Genomic DNA, 15,833 nt, shown 5'->3' with positions numbered 1-15,833 from the left:
GTTGGGATGACGTGTCACCTTCCCCCCTTCGACCCGCAACATCGGGTGTACGCCTCTGCGACCTGACGCCCTGGATCCGGGCCGACGTTGCTTCCGGAGCCGTCGACGCCGTCGTGACAGGGGTCACGCTCGACAGCCGAGCCGTGCTCCCGGGCGACCTGTACGCGGCCCTCCCGGGCTTCAACGTGCACGGCGCGCGCTTCGCCGCCGACGCCGTGGCCGCCGGAGCCGTCGCGGTCCTCACCGACACGGCCGGCCTTGCCGAGCTGACGGATCTCGCAGTGCCCGTCGTCGTCACGCAGGAGCCCCGGAGCGTGCTCGGAGACGTCGCGGCGCAGGTCTACGGCCGGCCCTCCGAGTCGCTGACGATGCTCGGGGTCACGGGCACCAACGGCAAGACGACGACGGCCTACCTCGTCGAGTCGGCGCTGCGGGCGCACGGTCAGCGGACAGGGCTCATCGGCACGGTCGAGACGCGCATCGGTGACGAGCTCTTCGAGTCGGTGCGCACGACGCCCGAGGCGACCGACCTGCACGCCCTCCTCGGGCTCATGCGGGAGCGGGGCATCGACGCCTGCATCATGGAGGTCTCGAGCCACGCCCTCGAGCTGCACCGGGTCGACGGAGTCGTCTACGACGTCGCGCTCTTCACGAACCTCTCGCAGGACCACCTCGACTTCCACGCCTCGATGGACGACTACTTCGGGGCCAAGGCCTCCCTCTTCACACCGCAGCGCTCCCGGGCCGCCGTCGTCTGCGTCGACGACGCCTGGGGGCGGCGCCTCGCGGTCGAGGCCACCGTGCCGATGACGACCCTCGCGACGACGACCGAGGGCGCCGGTGACGCCGACTGGGGCGCCGAGGAGGGCGACGACGGCAGGTTCACCCTGCGGGAGCGGTCCACGGGCCGCGCCCTGCGCCTCGTCTCGCACCTGCCCGGTCACTTCAACGTCGCCAACACGGCGCTCGCAGCCCTCGCACTGCTGCGCATCGGCCTCGAGCCGAGCGAGGTCGAGGCCGCCATGTCCGTGGCCCCGGACGTGCCGGGCCGCATGGAGGTCGTCGCGCCCGGCGGCCCTGAAGGGCCCCGCTGCGTCGTCGACTTCGCGCACACACCCGACGCCGTCGACGCCGCCCTCGCAGCGCTGCGTGCCTCGACCGGCGGTCGCCTCATCGCCGTCCTCGGTGCCGGGGGAGACCGGGACCGGGGCAAGCGACCGGCCATGGGGGCTGCCGCTGCCCGCCGCGCCGACGTCGTCGTCGTCACCGACGACAACCCCCGGTCCGAGGACCCCGCCGAGATCCGTGCGGCCGTCATCGCCGGGGCGCGCGAGGAGGTCGGTGCCGGTTCGGCGCGAGCATCCGAGATCATCGACGGCGGCACGCGCTCGAGCGCGATCTCCGAGGCCATCGCCCTCGCGGTCGTGGGCATGGGGAAGGACCGCCCAGTCGACACCGTCGTGGTGCTCGGCAAGGGACACGAGAAGGGTCAGGAGATCCACGGAGTGAAGCACCCGTTCGACGACCGCGACGCCGTGCGCGCCGCCCTCGCAGCCGTCAGCTCGTCGGGGGTGACGTCGTGATCGCCTTGTCCCTCAACGAGATCCGCGACCTCACCGGAGGCACCATCCACGGCACCGACACGCCTGAGGCCGTCGTCGTCGACGGCCCCGTGACCACGGACTCCCGTGACTGCGGGCCGGGGAGCCTCTTCGTCGCGCGGGTCGGCGAGACCGCCGACGGGCACGACTTCGTCGCTGCAGCCGTCTCGGCAGGAGCCGTCGCAGCCCTCACCGAGCGTCCGGTCGACGGTGTGCCGTGCGTCGTCGTCGACGACGTCCAGACGGCCTTCGGCCGGATCGCCCGCGGAGTCGTCGACCGTGCTCCCGAGCTGCGGATCGTGGGCATCACCGGGTCGTCGGGCAAGACCAGCGTCAAGGACCTCCTCGCGTCCGTGCTGTCGTCGGTGGCCGAGACGGTCGCGCCGGTCAACTCGCTCAACGGCGAGATCGGCGTGCCGCTCACGGTGTGCCGTGTCACCCCGACCACCCGCTTCCTCGTCGCCGAGATGGGCGCCCGTGGCATCGGCCACATCGACTACCTCACGCGCATCGCACCGCCGCAGGTCGCCATCGTCCTCAACGTCGGCACCGCCCACATCGGCGAGTTCGGGTCGCGCGAGAACATCGCCCACGCCAAGTCGGAGCTGCCCCGGGCGGTCCCCGCCGAGGGGCTGTCGATCCTCAACGCCGACGACACCGTCGTGGCCGCCATGGCCTCCGGCGTCGCCTCCCGGGTCCAGCTCGTCGGCCTGTCGCCCGAGGCGAACGTGCGTGCCGAGGAGGTGACCCTCGACGAGCGCGGGAGGGCGGCATACACCCTCGTCAGCCCGCAGGGCTCGGCCCGGGTCTCCCTCCGCCAGAGCGGTGCCCACCACGTCGGCAACTCTCTCGCCGTCGCCGCGGCGGCACTCGAGCTCGGGCTGTCGCTCGACCAGGTCGTGGCCGGGCTCGGCGCTGCCGAGGCCGTGAGCCGCTGGCGGATGGAGATCACCGACCGGCCCGACGGCGTGGTCGTCGTCAACGACGCCTACAACGCGAACCCCGACTCCATGCGTGCCGCCCTCGACGCCGTCGCGGCCATGCACGTGACGGGGGAGCGCTGGGCCGTCCTCGGGGGCATGCTCGAGCTCGGGCCCGACAGCGATGCCGAGCACGCAGCCGTCGGGGCGTATGCCGCGTCCCGCGGTTTCGAGCACGTCGTGGCCGTCGGCGAGGGCGCCCGTCCGCTCGCCGAGGCCGTCCCCGGCTCGGAGTGGGTGCCCGACACCGACGCTGCCCACGACCTGCTCGCCACGCGCGTCCGCGCCGGCGACGTCGTCCTGCTCAAGTCGAGCCGCGACAGCGGACTGCGCTGGCTCGGCGACCGTCTCGCCTCCGAGGGCGGCGCGAGCACCACCACACCCGTCCCCACGACCTCCGGAGAGGCGGTCTCGCGGTGAAGGGTGTCCTTCTCGCAGCATCGATCTCGCTGCTCATCTCGTTGTTCGGCACCCCGCTGTTCATCAAGTACCTCGTCAAGCGCGGCTACGGCCAGTTCATCCGCGACGACGGGCCCACGTCGCACCACACGAAGCGCGGCACGCCGACGATGGGCGGAGCCGTCATCCTCGCGGCGATGCTCGGCGCCTACTTCCTCGCGCACCTGCTGACCCTCAACCCACCGACGGCCAGTGGGCTGCTCGTGCTCTTCCTCGCCGCAGGTCTCGGCTTCGTCGGCTTCCTCGACGACTTCATCAAGATCAGCAAGCAACGCAGCCTCGGCCTCCGCTCGAAGCAGAAGCTCCTCGGGCAGGCCCTCGTCGGCATCACCTTCGCCGGCCTGGCGCTCCAGTTCCCCAACGAGCAGTACCGCAATCCCGCCTCACTGCTCGTGTCGTTCGTGCGCGACACGAACATCAGCCTCGCGCTCGGTGGCAGCACCGTCGTCGGGGTCATCCTCTTCGTCGTCTTCGCCAACGTCATGATCGCGGGCGCGTCCAACGGCGTGAACCTCACCGACGGTCTCGACGGTCTCGCGACGGGCGTCTCGACGATGGTCTTCGGCGCCTACGTCCTCATCAGCATCTGGACCTTCAACCAGAACTGCCAGACCAACCCGGGCATCAAGTGCTACGAGGTGCGCGACTCCCACGACCTCGCCCTCGTGGCTGCTGCAGGCATGGGCGCGTGCTTCGGCTTCCTCTGGTGGAACGCGACGCCCGCAAAGATCTTCATGGGCGACACCGGCTCCCTCGCCCTCGGAGGCGCGCTCGCCGGCCTCGCCATCACGACCCACACCGAGCTGCTCCTCATCATCCTCGGCGGCATGTTCGTCCTCGAGACGCTGTCGGTGGTCGCCCAGGTCGCCTCGTTCAAGACCACCGGTAAACGGGTGCTGAGGATGGCACCGCTGCACCACCACTTCGAGATGGTCGGGTGGAACGAGGTGACGGTCGTCGTCCGCTTCTGGATCATCGCCGGGCTCTTCGTCGCCTTCGGCCTCGGCGTCTTCTACGCCGAGTGGGTGGTGGGGTCCCAGTGAGCTTCGACCCGCTCTACGAGCCGCGCGAGGGCCTGACCCACCGCGACGCCGACTGGTCCGGGATCACCGTCCTCGTCGTCGGCCTCGGGGTCTCCGGCTTCGCGGCGGCCGACGCCCTCGCCGACCGCGGCGCGCGCGTCACGGCGGTCTCCCGCGACGAGACCGAGGCGATCCGCGAGCGCGCGACGATCCTCGAGATCCTCGACGTCGACGTGCGCCTGGGCCCCGAGCACGTCGTCGAGCCGCCGCCCGGCACCGAGCTCGTCGTCACCTCGCCCGGGGTCCCTCCGCACGACCCGCTCATGCTCGCGGCGGCGACGGCCGGCATACCCGTGTGGGGAGAGGTCGAGCTCGCCTGGCGCATGCGCGCCCAGGAGGGCGCCGCCCCGTGGCTCACGGTCACCGGCACCAACGGCAAGACGACGACCGTCAAGATGCTCGCCTCGATCCTGCGCGCCGCAGGCCTGCGCGCCACGTCGGCCGGCAACGTCGGCACGCCCCTGCTGGAGGCGGTGCTCCACCCGGAGCCCTACGACGTGCTGGCCGTCGAGCTCTCGAGCTTCCAGCTGCACTGGCAGCGCTCGGTCTCGGCCGTCGCGTCCGCCGTGCTCAACGTCGCCCCCGACCACATCGACTGGCACGGCAGCTACGCCGAGTACCTCCGGGCCAAGGGCAAGATCTACGAGAACACCCACCTGGCGTGCATCTACAACGTCGCCGACATCCAGACCGAGCAGCTCGTCATGGAGGCCAACGTCGTCGAGGGGTGCCGTGCGATCGGGTTCACGACAGGCATCCCGGCGCCCTCGATGGTCGGCGTCGTCGAGGACGTCCTCGCCGACCGCGCCTTCGTCGAGCAGCGCCAGCGTTCCGCCGCCGAGCTGTGCACCATCGCCGACCTGCGAGGTGACGCCCCGTCGGTGGCGCCGCACTACGTCGCCAACGCCCTCGCGGCCGCTGCGCTGGCCCGTGCGTACGGCGTCGGTCCCATCGCCGTGCGCGACGGCCTGCGGGCCTTCCGGCCCGACCGGCACCGGATCGCCGAGCTCGCGACGGTCAAGGGCGTGCGCTTCGTCAACGACTCCAAGGCCACCAACCCGCACGCGGCCGCTGCGGCCATCCGGTCGTTCGACTCCGTCGTGTGGGTCGCGGGCGGCCTGCTCAAGGGAGCCGACGTCGACAGCCTCGTCGAGGAGATGGCCTCGCGCCTTCGGGGCGTCGTGCTCATCGGCGCCGACCGCGACCAGATCGCCCAGGCCCTTTCCCGACACGCGCCCGATGTCCCGGTCGTCGACGTGTCCGACACCGACACTGGAGTCATGGACCGTGTCGTCAGGGAGGCTGCCCGACTCGCCCAGCCGGGCGACGTCGTGCTCCTCGCCCCTGCCGCCGCGTCGATGGACATGTTCACCAACTACGGAGCCCGCGGCGACGCCTTCGAGGAGGCGGTCCGGCGGCACCTCGAGGCACACGGGGGGCTGGAGTGAGCGCGACCACCGCCGGCGACAAGACGGCCGCAGGCACCAAGGGTGCGGCCGACACCGCGACGACGCACCGGTCGCTGCCGGTCATCGGCAAGCTCGAGTCGCCGCTCACGACGTACTACCTCATCCTCGGCGCCACCTCGACGCTCGTGGTCTTCGGGCTGATCATGGTCTTCTCGGCCTCCAGCGTCGAGCAGCTGCTCGCCGACGAGGCCTCGTACACCGTGTTCCTGCGCCAGCTGCTCTTCGCCGCCATCGGCGCCGTCGCGGCCGGTGTCGCGAGCCGCGTCGCGGTGGCCACGTGGAAGCGCCTCGCCTTCCCGACGATCATCGTCTCCGTCCTGCTGCTCGCGGCCGTCATCCCGTTCGGGCGGAGCGTCAACGGCAACCGCAACTGGCTCGCCGTCGGACCAGTCCAGTTCCAGCCCGCCGAGCTCGCCAAGGTGGGCCTCGTGCTCGTCGGTGCCGTCATCTTCGCCAACAAGTCGTCGCGGATGGCGAGCATGCTCCACGTCGTGCTGCCCTATCTCGTGCCCATCGCCACCATCGTCATCGGCCTGATCCTCGCCGGGCACGACCTCGGCACGGCGATGGTCGTGCTCGTGATCGTCGCCGCGGTCCTCCTGGTCGCAGGCGCTCCGAAGCGCGTGTTCGCCATCGCGGGGGGCTTCGCCGTCCTCGGGGTCGCCCTCATGGTGACCGGCAGCAACAACCGCACGAGCCGCATCGCGAACTGGCTGAGCCCCTCCTGCAACGCCGACCCCGACGGCTGGTGCGGCCAGTCGGTCCACGGGCTCTACGCCCTCGCCGACGGCGGATGGTGGGGCGTGGGTCTCGGTGCCTCCAAGGAGAAGTGGGAGTGGCTCTCCGAGGCGCACAACGACTTCATCTTCGCGATCATCGGCGAGGAGCTCGGGCTGCCGGGCACGCTCATGGTGCTGCTGCTCTTCGGCATCCTCGCCTGGGCCTGCTTCCGGCTCGTCAGTCGCACGCAGGACCGGTTCGTGCGCATCGCCGGTTTCGGCATCATGGCGTGGCTGCTCGGCCAGGCCATCATCAACATCGGTGCCGTCATCGGGCTCTTCCCGGTCATCGGTGTCCCGCTGCCGCTCGTCTCGGCCGGAGGGTCCTCCCTCGTGACGACCCTCCTGGCCCTCGGCATCCTGCTGTCCTTCGCGCGCCACGAACCGGGCTGCAAGGCCCTGCTCGACGCTCGCCCGAGTCTCGTCCGTCGGTCGCTCGCGGTGCTTCCGTCCCGCGTCAGGTCCGTCCCGCAACGTCGCAGAAGCCGGTGATCCCCCTGTCCTCGCCCACCTCCGTCCTGCTCGCCGGGGGAGGCAGTGCCGGCCACGTGTCGCCGCTGCTCGCCCTCGCGGACGCCCTTCGTCGGCGCCACCCCGACCTGCGGGTGACGGCGCTCGGCACGCAGGAGGGTCTCGAGGCCCGCCTCGTCCCGGCCCGGGGCTACGACCTCAGGGTCGTGCCCAAGGTGCCGTTGCCGCGTCGCCCGAGCGCCGACCTGCTCCGGCTCCCGGGTCGTCTGAAGGCGGCCGTCGACGCGGCCGGCGCCGCCATCGACGAGACCGGTGCGGAGGTCGTCGTCGGCTTCGGGGGCTACGTCAGCACCCCTGCCTACCTCGCCGCGCGGCGCCGGCACGTCCCCATCGTCGTCCACGAGCAGAACGCGCGTGCGGGCCTGGCCAACCGTCTCGGCGCCCGCTGGGCGAGTGCCGTGGCGACGACCTTCACCGTCACCTCCCTGCCGCACGCCCAGCGGATCGGCATGCCGCTGCGCCGTGAGGTCGCGACGCTCGACCGCGAAGCCGTCCGTGCCGAGGCCCTCGAGCACTTCGGGCTCCAGTCGCACTGGCCCACCGTCCTCGTCACCGGCGGCTCGCTCGGCGCCCAGCGCCTCAACGACGCCTTCCGGGCCCGCGTGGCCGAGCTGAGCCGCGGGGGGGTGCAGGTGCTGCACGTGACCGGGCTCGGCAAGGAGTTCGTCCCCGAGCCACCGGCCGAGGGGGCTCCGTACGTCGTCGTGCCGTACGCCGACCGGATGGAGCTGGCGTATGCCGCCGCCGACCTCGTCGTCGCACGATCGGGCGCCAACACGGTGTGCGAGCTGACGGCCGTCGGCCTGCCGGCCGTCTACGTCCCGCTGCCCGTCGGCAACGGCGAGCAGCGCGTCAACGCCGCCGACGTCGTGACCGCCGGGGGTGGCCTCCTCGTCGACGACGCCGACCTCACCCCCGAGTGGGTCGACGCCGTGCTGCTCGGGCTCGCCACCGACCGCGAGCGGATCTCCCGGATGGCGGCGGCCGCCCGGGCCCTGGGCGAACCCGCTGCCGACGAGAAGCTCGCGGACCTGGTCGACCGGGCCGCAGAAGGCAGGAACCGCACGTGACCCAGACCCCGCGCACCCCCACCGTCGACGACCCGTTCGCGGCGGCGCGCTTCGACTTCGGGGCCGACGTGCCCGGCGCCGACGAGCTCGGGCGCGTGCACTTCCTCGCCATCGGCGGCGCCGGCATGTCGGGCGTCGCCCGCATCATGCTCGCGCGTGGCATCCGCGTCACGGGCAGCGACGCCAAGGACGTGCCCGTCCTCAAGGCCCTCGAGAGCGAGGGCGCCGGCGTGTGGGTCGGCTTCCACGAGGCGCACCAGGAGCGCGCCGACGCCATCGTCATGAGCTCCTCGATCCGCGACGACAACGTCGAGCTCGTCGCAGCGCGGCACCGAGGCGTGCCCGTGCTGCACCGCGCGCAGGGACTCGCCGCGCTCATGCACGGACGGCGGCCGGTCGCGGTGGCCGGTGCCAACGGCAAGACGACGACGACCTCGATGCTCACCGTGGCCCTGCAGGGCTGCGGTCTCGATCCGTCCTTCGCCGTCGGCGGCGAGCTCGCCAAGCACGGCACCAACGCGCACGACGGCTCCGACGACATCTTCGTCGTCGAGGCCGACGAGAGCGACGGCTCGTTCGTCGTCTACGGTCCCGAGGTCGCGATCGTCACCAACGTCCAGCCCGACCACCTCGACTTCTACTCGAACTTCACGGTTGTCCAGGCGGCGTACGACGCGTTCGTCGGCACGATCCGTCCCGGTGGTCTGCTCGTCACGTGCGCCGACGACGCCGGATCCGTGGCGTTGGCCGAGCGGGCCCGGGCCGCGGGCACGCGCGTGCTGACCTACGGGTTCGACCCGTCGTCCGACGTCGTCCTGGACCACCACCAGCAGGACGGAGTCACGGCGTCGGTCACGCTTCTCGACGAGGGCGTCGAGCGACGCATGACGCTCGGCGTGCCAGGGCGCCACAACGCGCTCAACGCCGCAGCCGCGTACGCCGCCGCCGTCCACGGGCTCGGTCAGGCCCCGGACCAGGTCCTGGCCGGGCTGGCGTCCTTCACGGGGACGCGCCGTCGTTTCGAGCCGAAGGGCGAGGCCGGCGGAGTCGTCGTCGTCGACGACTACGCCCACAACGCGGGCAAGGTCGCGGCGGTCGTCGAGACCGCCAAGGACCTCGTCGGCGACACCGGCCGGCTCGTCGTCGTCTTCCAGCCCCACCTCTACAGCCGCACGCGGGACTTCGCCACCGAGCTCGGGGCCGGCCTGTCCCCGGCGGACGTCGTCGTCCTCATGGACGTCTACGCCGCGCGCGAGGACCCCGTGCCCGGAGTGTCGGGCCGGCTCGTCGCCGACGCTGTGACCGCGGTCCGGCCCGAGGTCGAGGTCCACTACGTGCCTTCCTGGTCGGAGGTCGCCGGTCGGGTCGCCGACCTCGCCCGTCCCGGGGACCTCGTGCTCACCGTGGGGGCGGGCGACGTCACGATGATCGGCCCGGAGGTGCTGCGGATCCTCGGGGGAGGCTCGCCATGATGCTCGAGCACGGCAACGCCCGCCGCCGCGTCGCGGGCACCGGACTCGCCTCGTCGCGCACCCGCTTCGAGCGCCGCGCCGCCGCCGCTCGCCGACGTCCTCGCCTCGTCGCGGGGGTCCTCGCGGCCCTCGTGCTGGGCGCCGGACTGCTCGTGTGGGTGGGGTGGTTCAGCAACGCCCTCACGGCGTCTCGCGTCGAGGTCCACGGCGTGAGCGCGGCCACCTCCGCGCAGGTGCGTGCCGTCGCCCGGGTGCCGCTCGGCGGCCCACTCATGCGCGTCGACACCGACGCCGTCGCGCAACGGCTGCTCGCCGGCAAGGCGTGGAGCGCGGTCACCGTCGGCCGCGGTCTGCCCGACACCGTCGTCATCACCGTGACCCCCAGGGTCGCCGTCCTCGCCGTCCGCAACCCTCGAGGTGAGGTGGACGTCGTGGACCGTGACGGGGTCGCGTTCCGCACCGTCGGCAGCGCCCCCGACGGCGTGCCGCTCGTCAGCTCGGGATCCGCGCAGGTCACCAAGGCCGGGGTCGAGGCAGCCCTGGGCGCGCTCGGGTCGCTCGACCCGTCCCTGCGCGCCGACGTCTCAGGGGTGTCGGTGTCGACGGCGGACCAGGTCTCCTTCACCGTCAAGGCCAAGGGCGAGAAGCGCAAGACGGTCGTCTGGGGTGGCGCCGCCGATGGCAAGCGGAAGGCGGACCTCGTGAAGATCCTTCTGCCAGAGCCGGGTTCGACGATCGACGTCAGCGTCCCGTCGTCACCGGTCACCCGCTGACACCCGCGTCGGGGCGACTCTCCGGGACGGGGCCCGGTCACGGGTCGCAGACCGGCCGTGGGAGGGTGATCCTCGGCGGTCAGGACCGGAGTGGCCGGTGGTGCTGGTGTGGCCCTTGGGGCGCGGCCATCGGAATTGGGGCAATCCCCGTGACGACACGCCGCGACGTGGGTTGATCGACCTTGTGCCTCGTCATACCGTCAGGGCACTGGTTCGTGACCAAACTGTAACCTTTATGTCTACGTTTAAGGTTTGAGGGCTACAGGCTCGGAACGAGCCGCTCCACCCACACCACGCACCGCCCGTCCCCCAGACCACCCGCAGTACCGGCACCACCAGTCAGGAAGGCCCACTCCCGTGGCAGCAGCACCGCAGAACTACTTGGCCGTCATCAAGGTCGTCGGCATCGGCGGCGGCGGCGTCAATGCCATCAATCGCATGATCGAGGTCGGCCTCAAGGGTGTCGAGTTCATCGCCATCAACACCGATGCGCAGGCGCTGCTCATGAGCGACGCCGACGTCAAGCTCGACGTCGGCCGCGAGCTGACGCGCGGCCTCGGCGCCGGCGCCGACCCCGAGGTCGGCAAGAAGGCCGCCGAGGACCATGCCGAGGAGATCGAGGAGGTCCTCAAGGGGGCCGACATGGTCTTCGTCACCGCCGGTGAGGGCGGCGGCACGGGCACCGGCGGCGCGCCCGTCGTGGCTCGCATCGCGCGTGAGCTCGGTGCCCTGACGATCGGTGTCGTCACGCGCCCGTTCACCTTCGAGGGCCGTCGTCGCGCCAACCAGGCCGAGTCCGGCATCGGCAGCCTCCGCGAGGAGGTCGACACCCTGATCGTCATCCCCAACGACCGGCTGCTGTCGATCAGCGACCGCAACGTGTCGATGATGGACGCCTTCCGTTCGGCCGACCAGGTCCTGCTCTCCGGTGTCCAGGGCATCACCGACCTCATCACGACTCCCGGGCTCATCAACCTCGACTTCGCCGACGTCAAGTCGGTCATGCAGGGGGCGGGCTCGGCCCTGATGGGCATCGGGTCCGCACGCGGCGAGGACCGTGCCGTCCAGGCGGCCGAGCTCGCGATCAGCAGCCCGCTGCTCGAGGCGTCCATCGACGGTGCGCACGGCGTCCTCCTCTCCGTCCAGGGTGGGTCCGACCTCGGTCTCTTCGAGATCAACGAGGCCGCTCGCCTGGTCCAGGAAGCCGCCCACCCGGAGGCCAACATCATCTTCGGTGCCGTCATCGACGACGCCCTGGGCGACGAGGTCCGGGTCACGGTCATCGCCGCGGGCTTCGACAGCGGGGGCCCCAGCCAGCGCCACGACGACCGCGCCCTCGGGCAGGTCATGGGTCGCTCGCAGCCGGCCCAGCAGCGTCCGGCCACGCCGGCTCCGCAGTCGGCGCCGCAGCACTCCAACGGCGTTCCCCAGGCGGCTCCGCAGCAGGCGGCGCCCCAGCAGGCACAGCAGGCCCCGGTGCACCACCAGCAGCCCGCAGTCCCGGCGCAGCAGCCCCAGCACCACGCTCCCGCCCCGGCGGCCCAGCCGGTGCAGCAGCCTCCGCGCCAGGTCACGTTCGACGAGGGCGACGACCTCGACGTGCCCGACTTCCTCAAGTAGGACCGCGGCCGGCTGAGGCCGAGATCGGCCCGGACGGGCGGGAGACGCATGCAGCGTCTCCCGCCCGTCGGCGTCCCGGCGACCGCCGCGGTGCGGTCGCCGCGGGTCGCGCCGGACTGCGGGATAGGTTTGTCGTCGTGTTCTACTGGCGCACCACCACCGCGAGCGACGGCGACGCCTGCTCCGTCGACCTCGCCTTCACGGGTCGGTCGGCCGGCAGGGGGAGCGGGCCGTATGCCGGTCTCAACCTCGGCGGCCACGTCGGCGACGACCCTGCCGACGTCGAAGGCAACCGCACGGCCGTCGCACACGAGATCGACGTCCCACGCGATCGCCTCGTCCTCATGAACCAGGTCCACGGGGCCGACGTCGTGCAGGTCGACGGGCCGTGGGTCGGGGAGCCACCAGCGGTCGACGGAATCGTCACGCGCGCCACCGATCTCGCGCTCGGTGTGCTGGTCGCCGACTGTGTCCCGGTGCTGCTGCACGACGCTCGCGCCGGGGTCGTCGGGGCGGTGCACGCCGGCCGGCCCGGCATGCTCGCGGGCATCGTCGGCCGGGCCGTCACCGCGATGCGCGACCTCGGCGCGACGTCCGTCTCGGCGACCGTGGGACCGTCCGTCTGCGGACGGTGCTACGAGGTCCCGGCGGAGATGGCTCGCACCGCCGCCGAGACCTCCGCGGCCTCCGCCGCACGGTCCTGGACCGGCACGCCGGCCATCGACGTGGCCGCCGGCGTCGTCGAACAGCTCGCTGCGGCTGACGTGGCCGTGCAGTGGGTCCCGGGCTGCACCCGCGAGAGCGGCGACCTCTACTCCTACCGTCGCGACGGCCGCACCGGTCGGTTCGCCGGCCTGGTCGCGCTGCGGCCGGTGGACGCATGACCGGCGCTCCGTCGGCCGGTGACGAGGCGCGACGCGACGAGCTGCGCGACGGCCTCGCTGCGGTGCGCGAGCGCATCGAGCGTGGCTGCGCGGATGCCGGTCGCGACCCCGACGACGTCACCCTCGTCGTCGTCACGAAGTACTTCCCGACCTCCGACGTCCTGCTCCTCCACGAGCTCGGCGTCAGGCACTTCGGCGAGAACCGCGACCAGGAGGCCGCCGAGAAGTTCCGCGAGGTCCGGCACGCGCTCTCGGAGGCGGGCGCCCAGCCGCCGACCCTCCACTTCATCGGCCGGCTCCAGAGCAACAAGGCGGCGCACGTCGCCGGCTACGCCGACGTCGTCCAGTCCGTCGACCGCACGAAGCTCGTCGCGGCCCTCGCCAAGGGGGCCCACGCCGCGGACCGGACCCTCGAGGTGCTGCTCCAGGTGAGCCTCGACGGCGACACGTCGCGTGGCGGCGTCCTTCCCGGCGACGTCGACGCCCTCGCGGATGCCGTTGCGGCACAACAGATCCTGCACCTGCGTGGCGTCATGGCCGTCGCGCCGCTCGGTGCGGGCCCCGACGCGGCGTTCGCACGGCTGCAGGAGGTGGCGGACGGCATCCGTGGCCGGCACCCCGGTGCCGACCGGATCTCGGCCGGCATGAGCGGCGACCTCGAAGCCGGACTGAGGCACGGAGCGACACTCCTGCGTGTCGGCACCGCAATCCTCGGTTCACGCCCGTCACTTCTGTAACGTCGTCAACGATCACAATCCGACGTTTTGGGAGTTGGCCATGGCAGGGGCACTGCGCAAGACGATGGTGTACCTCGGACTGAGCGAGGAGGACCAGCGTCACGATCGTTACGACGACTACGACGCCTACGACGAGTCCGACCGCTACGACGACGAGACCGAGCACACCGCTGCCGTGACGCAGCTGCCCACGAAGCGGCCCGTCGCCGCCGTCGTGCGCGATGTCGAGGTCGGTTCACTCAACCGCATCACGACGATCCACCCTCGCACCTACAACGAGGCCAAGAACATCGGTGAGTGGTTCCGCGACCAGGTGCCGGTCATCATGAACCTCAGCGACATGGACGACGCAGACGCCAAGCGTCTCGTCGACTTCGCGGCCGGGCTCGTCTTCGGCCTGCACGGCACGATCGAGCGAGTCACCTCCAAGGTGTTCCTCCTCTCGCCCGCCCACGTCGAGATCTCCGCCGACGAGCCGGAGACGCCGGCCGTCTCGACGCGCGGCTTCTTCAACCAGAGCTGAGCTCACCCGTCCACCGCCGTGAGCGCGAACCGGGGTCACGGAACCATCGACCTGGGCCCCGGTTCACACTCTTGCCCCGACATCAGGGACACTGACCGACATGGACGCGTTCTGGACGATCTACGGGGTGGTGGTCTTCACCTTCTTCATCGCCCTCATCGGCCGCTTCGTCATCGACTGGGTGCAGGTGCTGGCCCGGTCCTGGCGACCCACCGGGGTCGTCCTGGTCCTCGCCGAGGCCGTCTACACCGTGACCGACCCGCCCCTGCGCGCCCTGCGCAAGGTCATCCCGTCACCGAGCCTCGGTGGCGTCCGACTCGACCTCAGCTTCCTTGTCCTGATGTTGCTGACCTCTCTCGCTCTCAACGTGCCGAGCTTCTTCTGACCGACCGGCGGTCACCCCTCCCGCACCATGGGCGGCGGGTGTCCACACGCCGATCGGTGAGCATGGCTTTGGTTCGTGACCGGAACGTTAGATACCGTTGACCCGAACCATTACGTCTGTATCGAGGTGACACATGGCGCTTACGCCTGAACAGGTGCTCAACAAGCACTTCCAGACCACGCAGTTCCGTCGTGGCTACGAGGAGCGGGACGTTGACGACTTCCTGGACGAGATCGTGGCGGAGATGCGTTCGCTCATCGAGCAGCGTGACGACTACCTGAAGCAGCTCAACGACTGCCGCGCGAGCAAGAACCAGTCGGCCGTCCGTGCCGACGGTGCGACGGCAGCCATGCCGGCCGTGGGCCGTCCCGGTGACGACGCCAAGCTCGGCGGCCTCACCGCGAAGATCCAGGACGCTGAGCGTGCCTTCAAGGCCGCCACGGATCGCGCGGCCAAGGCCAAGGCCGACGCCGAGAACGCCGAGCGTGTTGCCAAGGAGCGCATCGAGCGCGCCAAGGCCGAGGCCGAGCGTGCCGAGGCGGCCGCCAAGTCCGCCGTCGACTCGCAGGCGCTCGACGACGCCCAGGCCAAGCTCAACGGCCTCAACTCCCAGGTCGCCGATGCCGAGGGCAAGCTCACCAAGGCGCAGGAGAACGCCCGCGCCGCCGAGGAGCGGGCCGCCAAGGCCCAGGCCGACGCCGAGGCTGCTGCAGCCACCGCTGCCCGACTGCGCGAGGAGGCCGCCAAGGCGCCGGCTCCGGCCGCCGCCGCTGCGGCTGCCGCTCCGGCCGCAGCCGCCCCGACGGGCACCGTGGACGCCGCGGGAGTCATCGCCCTCGCCCAGCGCCTGCACGACGAGCACGTGGCCGCCGGTGAGACCCGTCGCGACGAGCTCATCTCCGAGGCCGAGAACCGCCACCGCGAGCTGCTCGCCGCCGCACAGGCTCGCCACGACGACCTCATCAACACCGGTCAGAGCCGTCACGACGAGGCCACTCAGCAGGCTGAGCAGATCGCGGCCGCGGCCGCGGCCCAGCGTGAGCAGATGATCGCCGAGGCCACATCGCAGCGCGACCAGATGATCGCCGAGGCGACGTCCAAGCGCGACGAGATGCTCACCGAGGCTCGCGAGCGGGCCACCGGCATGGTCGCCGAGGCGCAGCAGAAGAAGGCCGCCCTGCTCGAGGAGCTCGACAAGCAGAAGGGGCTGCTCGACCGGAAGATCGCCGAGCTGCGTGGCTTCGAGAAGAACTACCGGAGCAACCTCAAGTCCTACATCGAGGGTCAGCTGCACGACCTCGACTCGAGCGTCCAGGAGCCCGCCCACGCCGGAGCCGGGGACGGCAACCAGGGCTGAGTCCCACCTCGAACAGACGCACGCAGGCCGTCCGGGCATCGTCCCGGGCGGCCTGAGGTGTATCCGAAGGACGAACAGTTCGCCTGCATGAGCGTTTCGCGTTTGTGAACG

Annotated in this window: 14 protein-coding genes; all 14 read left to right on the top strand. The window is 71.5% G+C overall.

The annotated features are described in order from the left end of the window. Positions 1-11 precede the first annotated feature (11 nt). The gene (locus NR112_RS16220) at positions 12-1,583 is read left to right on the top strand and encodes a UDP-N-acetylmuramoyl-L-alanyl-D-glutamate--2,6-diaminopimelate ligase (RefSeq protein ID WP_374512680.1); all 1,572 of its coding nucleotides are present in this window, start codon (positions 12-14) and stop codon (positions 1,581-1,583) included. Continuing rightward, entirely contained in the window at positions 1,580-3,001 is a 1,422-nt protein-coding gene (murF, locus tag NR112_RS16215; protein ID WP_256795345.1) for a UDP-N-acetylmuramoyl-tripeptide--D-alanyl-D-alanine ligase, read from the top strand. Before NR112_RS16220 ends, murF begins: the two co-directional genes overlap by 4 nt. Beyond that, complete coding sequence (mraY, locus tag NR112_RS16210; RefSeq protein WP_056776242.1) at positions 2,998-4,083, top strand: phospho-N-acetylmuramoyl-pentapeptide-transferase; 1,086 nt, start codon at positions 2,998-3,000, stop codon at positions 4,081-4,083. Before murF ends, mraY begins: the two co-directional genes overlap by 4 nt. Next, complete coding sequence (gene murD / locus NR112_RS16205; RefSeq protein WP_256795344.1) at positions 4,080-5,570, top strand: UDP-N-acetylmuramoyl-L-alanine--D-glutamate ligase; 1,491 nt, start codon at positions 4,080-4,082, stop codon at positions 5,568-5,570. Before mraY ends, murD begins: the two co-directional genes overlap by 4 nt. Beyond that, positions 5,567-6,862 carry a putative lipid II flippase FtsW gene (gene ftsW / locus NR112_RS16200; RefSeq protein ID WP_256795343.1) on the top strand — a complete coding sequence of 432 codons (1,296 nt, stop codon included), beginning with the start codon at positions 5,567-5,569 and terminating at the stop codon, positions 6,860-6,862. Before murD ends, ftsW begins: the two co-directional genes overlap by 4 nt. Then, complete coding sequence (gene murG, locus NR112_RS16195) at positions 6,859-7,971, top strand: undecaprenyldiphospho-muramoylpentapeptide beta-N-acetylglucosaminyltransferase (protein ID WP_256795342.1); 1,113 nt, start codon at positions 6,859-6,861, stop codon at positions 7,969-7,971. Before ftsW ends, murG begins: the two co-directional genes overlap by 4 nt. Next, positions 7,968-9,443 (top strand): UDP-N-acetylmuramate--L-alanine ligase, encoded by a 1,476-nt coding sequence (gene murC / locus NR112_RS16190; RefSeq protein WP_256795341.1) that lies wholly within the window; start codon positions 7,968-7,970, stop codon positions 9,441-9,443. The genes murG and murC overlap by 4 nt, the downstream gene beginning before the upstream one ends. Then, positions 9,440-10,216: a cell division protein FtsQ/DivIB gene (locus NR112_RS16185; RefSeq protein ID WP_256795340.1), complete on the top strand. Its 777-nt coding sequence runs from the start codon at positions 9,440-9,442 to the stop codon at positions 10,214-10,216. Before murC ends, NR112_RS16185 begins: the two co-directional genes overlap by 4 nt. A gap of 357 nt (positions 10,217-10,573) precedes the next feature. Then, positions 10,574-11,836, top strand: coding sequence for a cell division protein FtsZ (gene ftsZ / locus NR112_RS16180; RefSeq protein WP_256795339.1), 1,263 nt, complete (start codon positions 10,574-10,576; stop codon positions 11,834-11,836). A gap of 137 nt (positions 11,837-11,973) precedes the next feature. Beyond that, entirely contained in the window at positions 11,974-12,720 is a 747-nt protein-coding gene (gene pgeF / locus NR112_RS16175; RefSeq protein ID WP_256795338.1) for a peptidoglycan editing factor PgeF, read from the top strand. Further along, on the top strand, positions 12,717-13,457 hold the full coding sequence (locus tag NR112_RS16170) for a YggS family pyridoxal phosphate-dependent enzyme (protein WP_256795337.1): 741 nt from the start codon (positions 12,717-12,719) through the stop codon (positions 13,455-13,457). Before pgeF ends, NR112_RS16170 begins: the two co-directional genes overlap by 4 nt. A 40-nt stretch (positions 13,458-13,497) precedes the next feature. Beyond that, the gene (locus NR112_RS16165) at positions 13,498-13,980 is read left to right on the top strand and encodes a cell division protein SepF (RefSeq protein WP_256795336.1); all 483 of its coding nucleotides are present in this window, start codon (positions 13,498-13,500) and stop codon (positions 13,978-13,980) included. A gap of 100 nt (positions 13,981-14,080) precedes the next feature. Beyond that, on the top strand, positions 14,081-14,365 hold the full coding sequence (locus NR112_RS16160) for a YggT family protein (protein ID WP_020144665.1): 285 nt from the start codon (positions 14,081-14,083) through the stop codon (positions 14,363-14,365). A gap of 133 nt (positions 14,366-14,498) precedes the next feature. After that, entirely contained in the window at positions 14,499-15,722 is a 1,224-nt protein-coding gene (locus NR112_RS22675; protein ID WP_306217319.1) for a DivIVA domain-containing protein, read from the top strand. Positions 15,723-15,833: the final 111 nt, after the last annotated feature.

The sequence above is a fragment of the Terrabacter sp. Ter38 genome, from assembly GCF_024519435.1.
GTDB lineage: Bacteria > Actinomycetota > Actinomycetes > Actinomycetales > Dermatophilaceae > Terrabacter.
This window is presented reverse-complemented; position numbering and strand designations above follow the sequence as displayed.

Bases quoted from the DNA above. Each gene is read 5' to 3' on its own strand.
- NR112_RS16185 (WP_256795340.1), top strand. From the start codon at position 9,440: ATGATGCTCGAGCACGGCAACGCCCGCCGCCGCGTCGCGGGCACCGGA.
- NR112_RS16170 (WP_256795337.1), top strand. From the start codon at position 12,717: ATGACCGGCGCTCCGTCGGCCGGTGACGAGGCGCGACGCGACGAGCTG.
- NR112_RS16165 (WP_256795336.1), top strand. From the start codon at position 13,498: ATGGCAGGGGCACTGCGCAAGACGATGGTGTACCTCGGACTGAGCGAG.
- NR112_RS16160 (WP_020144665.1), top strand. From the start codon at position 14,081: ATGGACGCGTTCTGGACGATCTACGGGGTGGTGGTCTTCACCTTCTTC.
- NR112_RS22675 (WP_306217319.1), top strand. From the start codon at position 14,499: ATGGCGCTTACGCCTGAACAGGTGCTCAACAAGCACTTCCAGACCACG.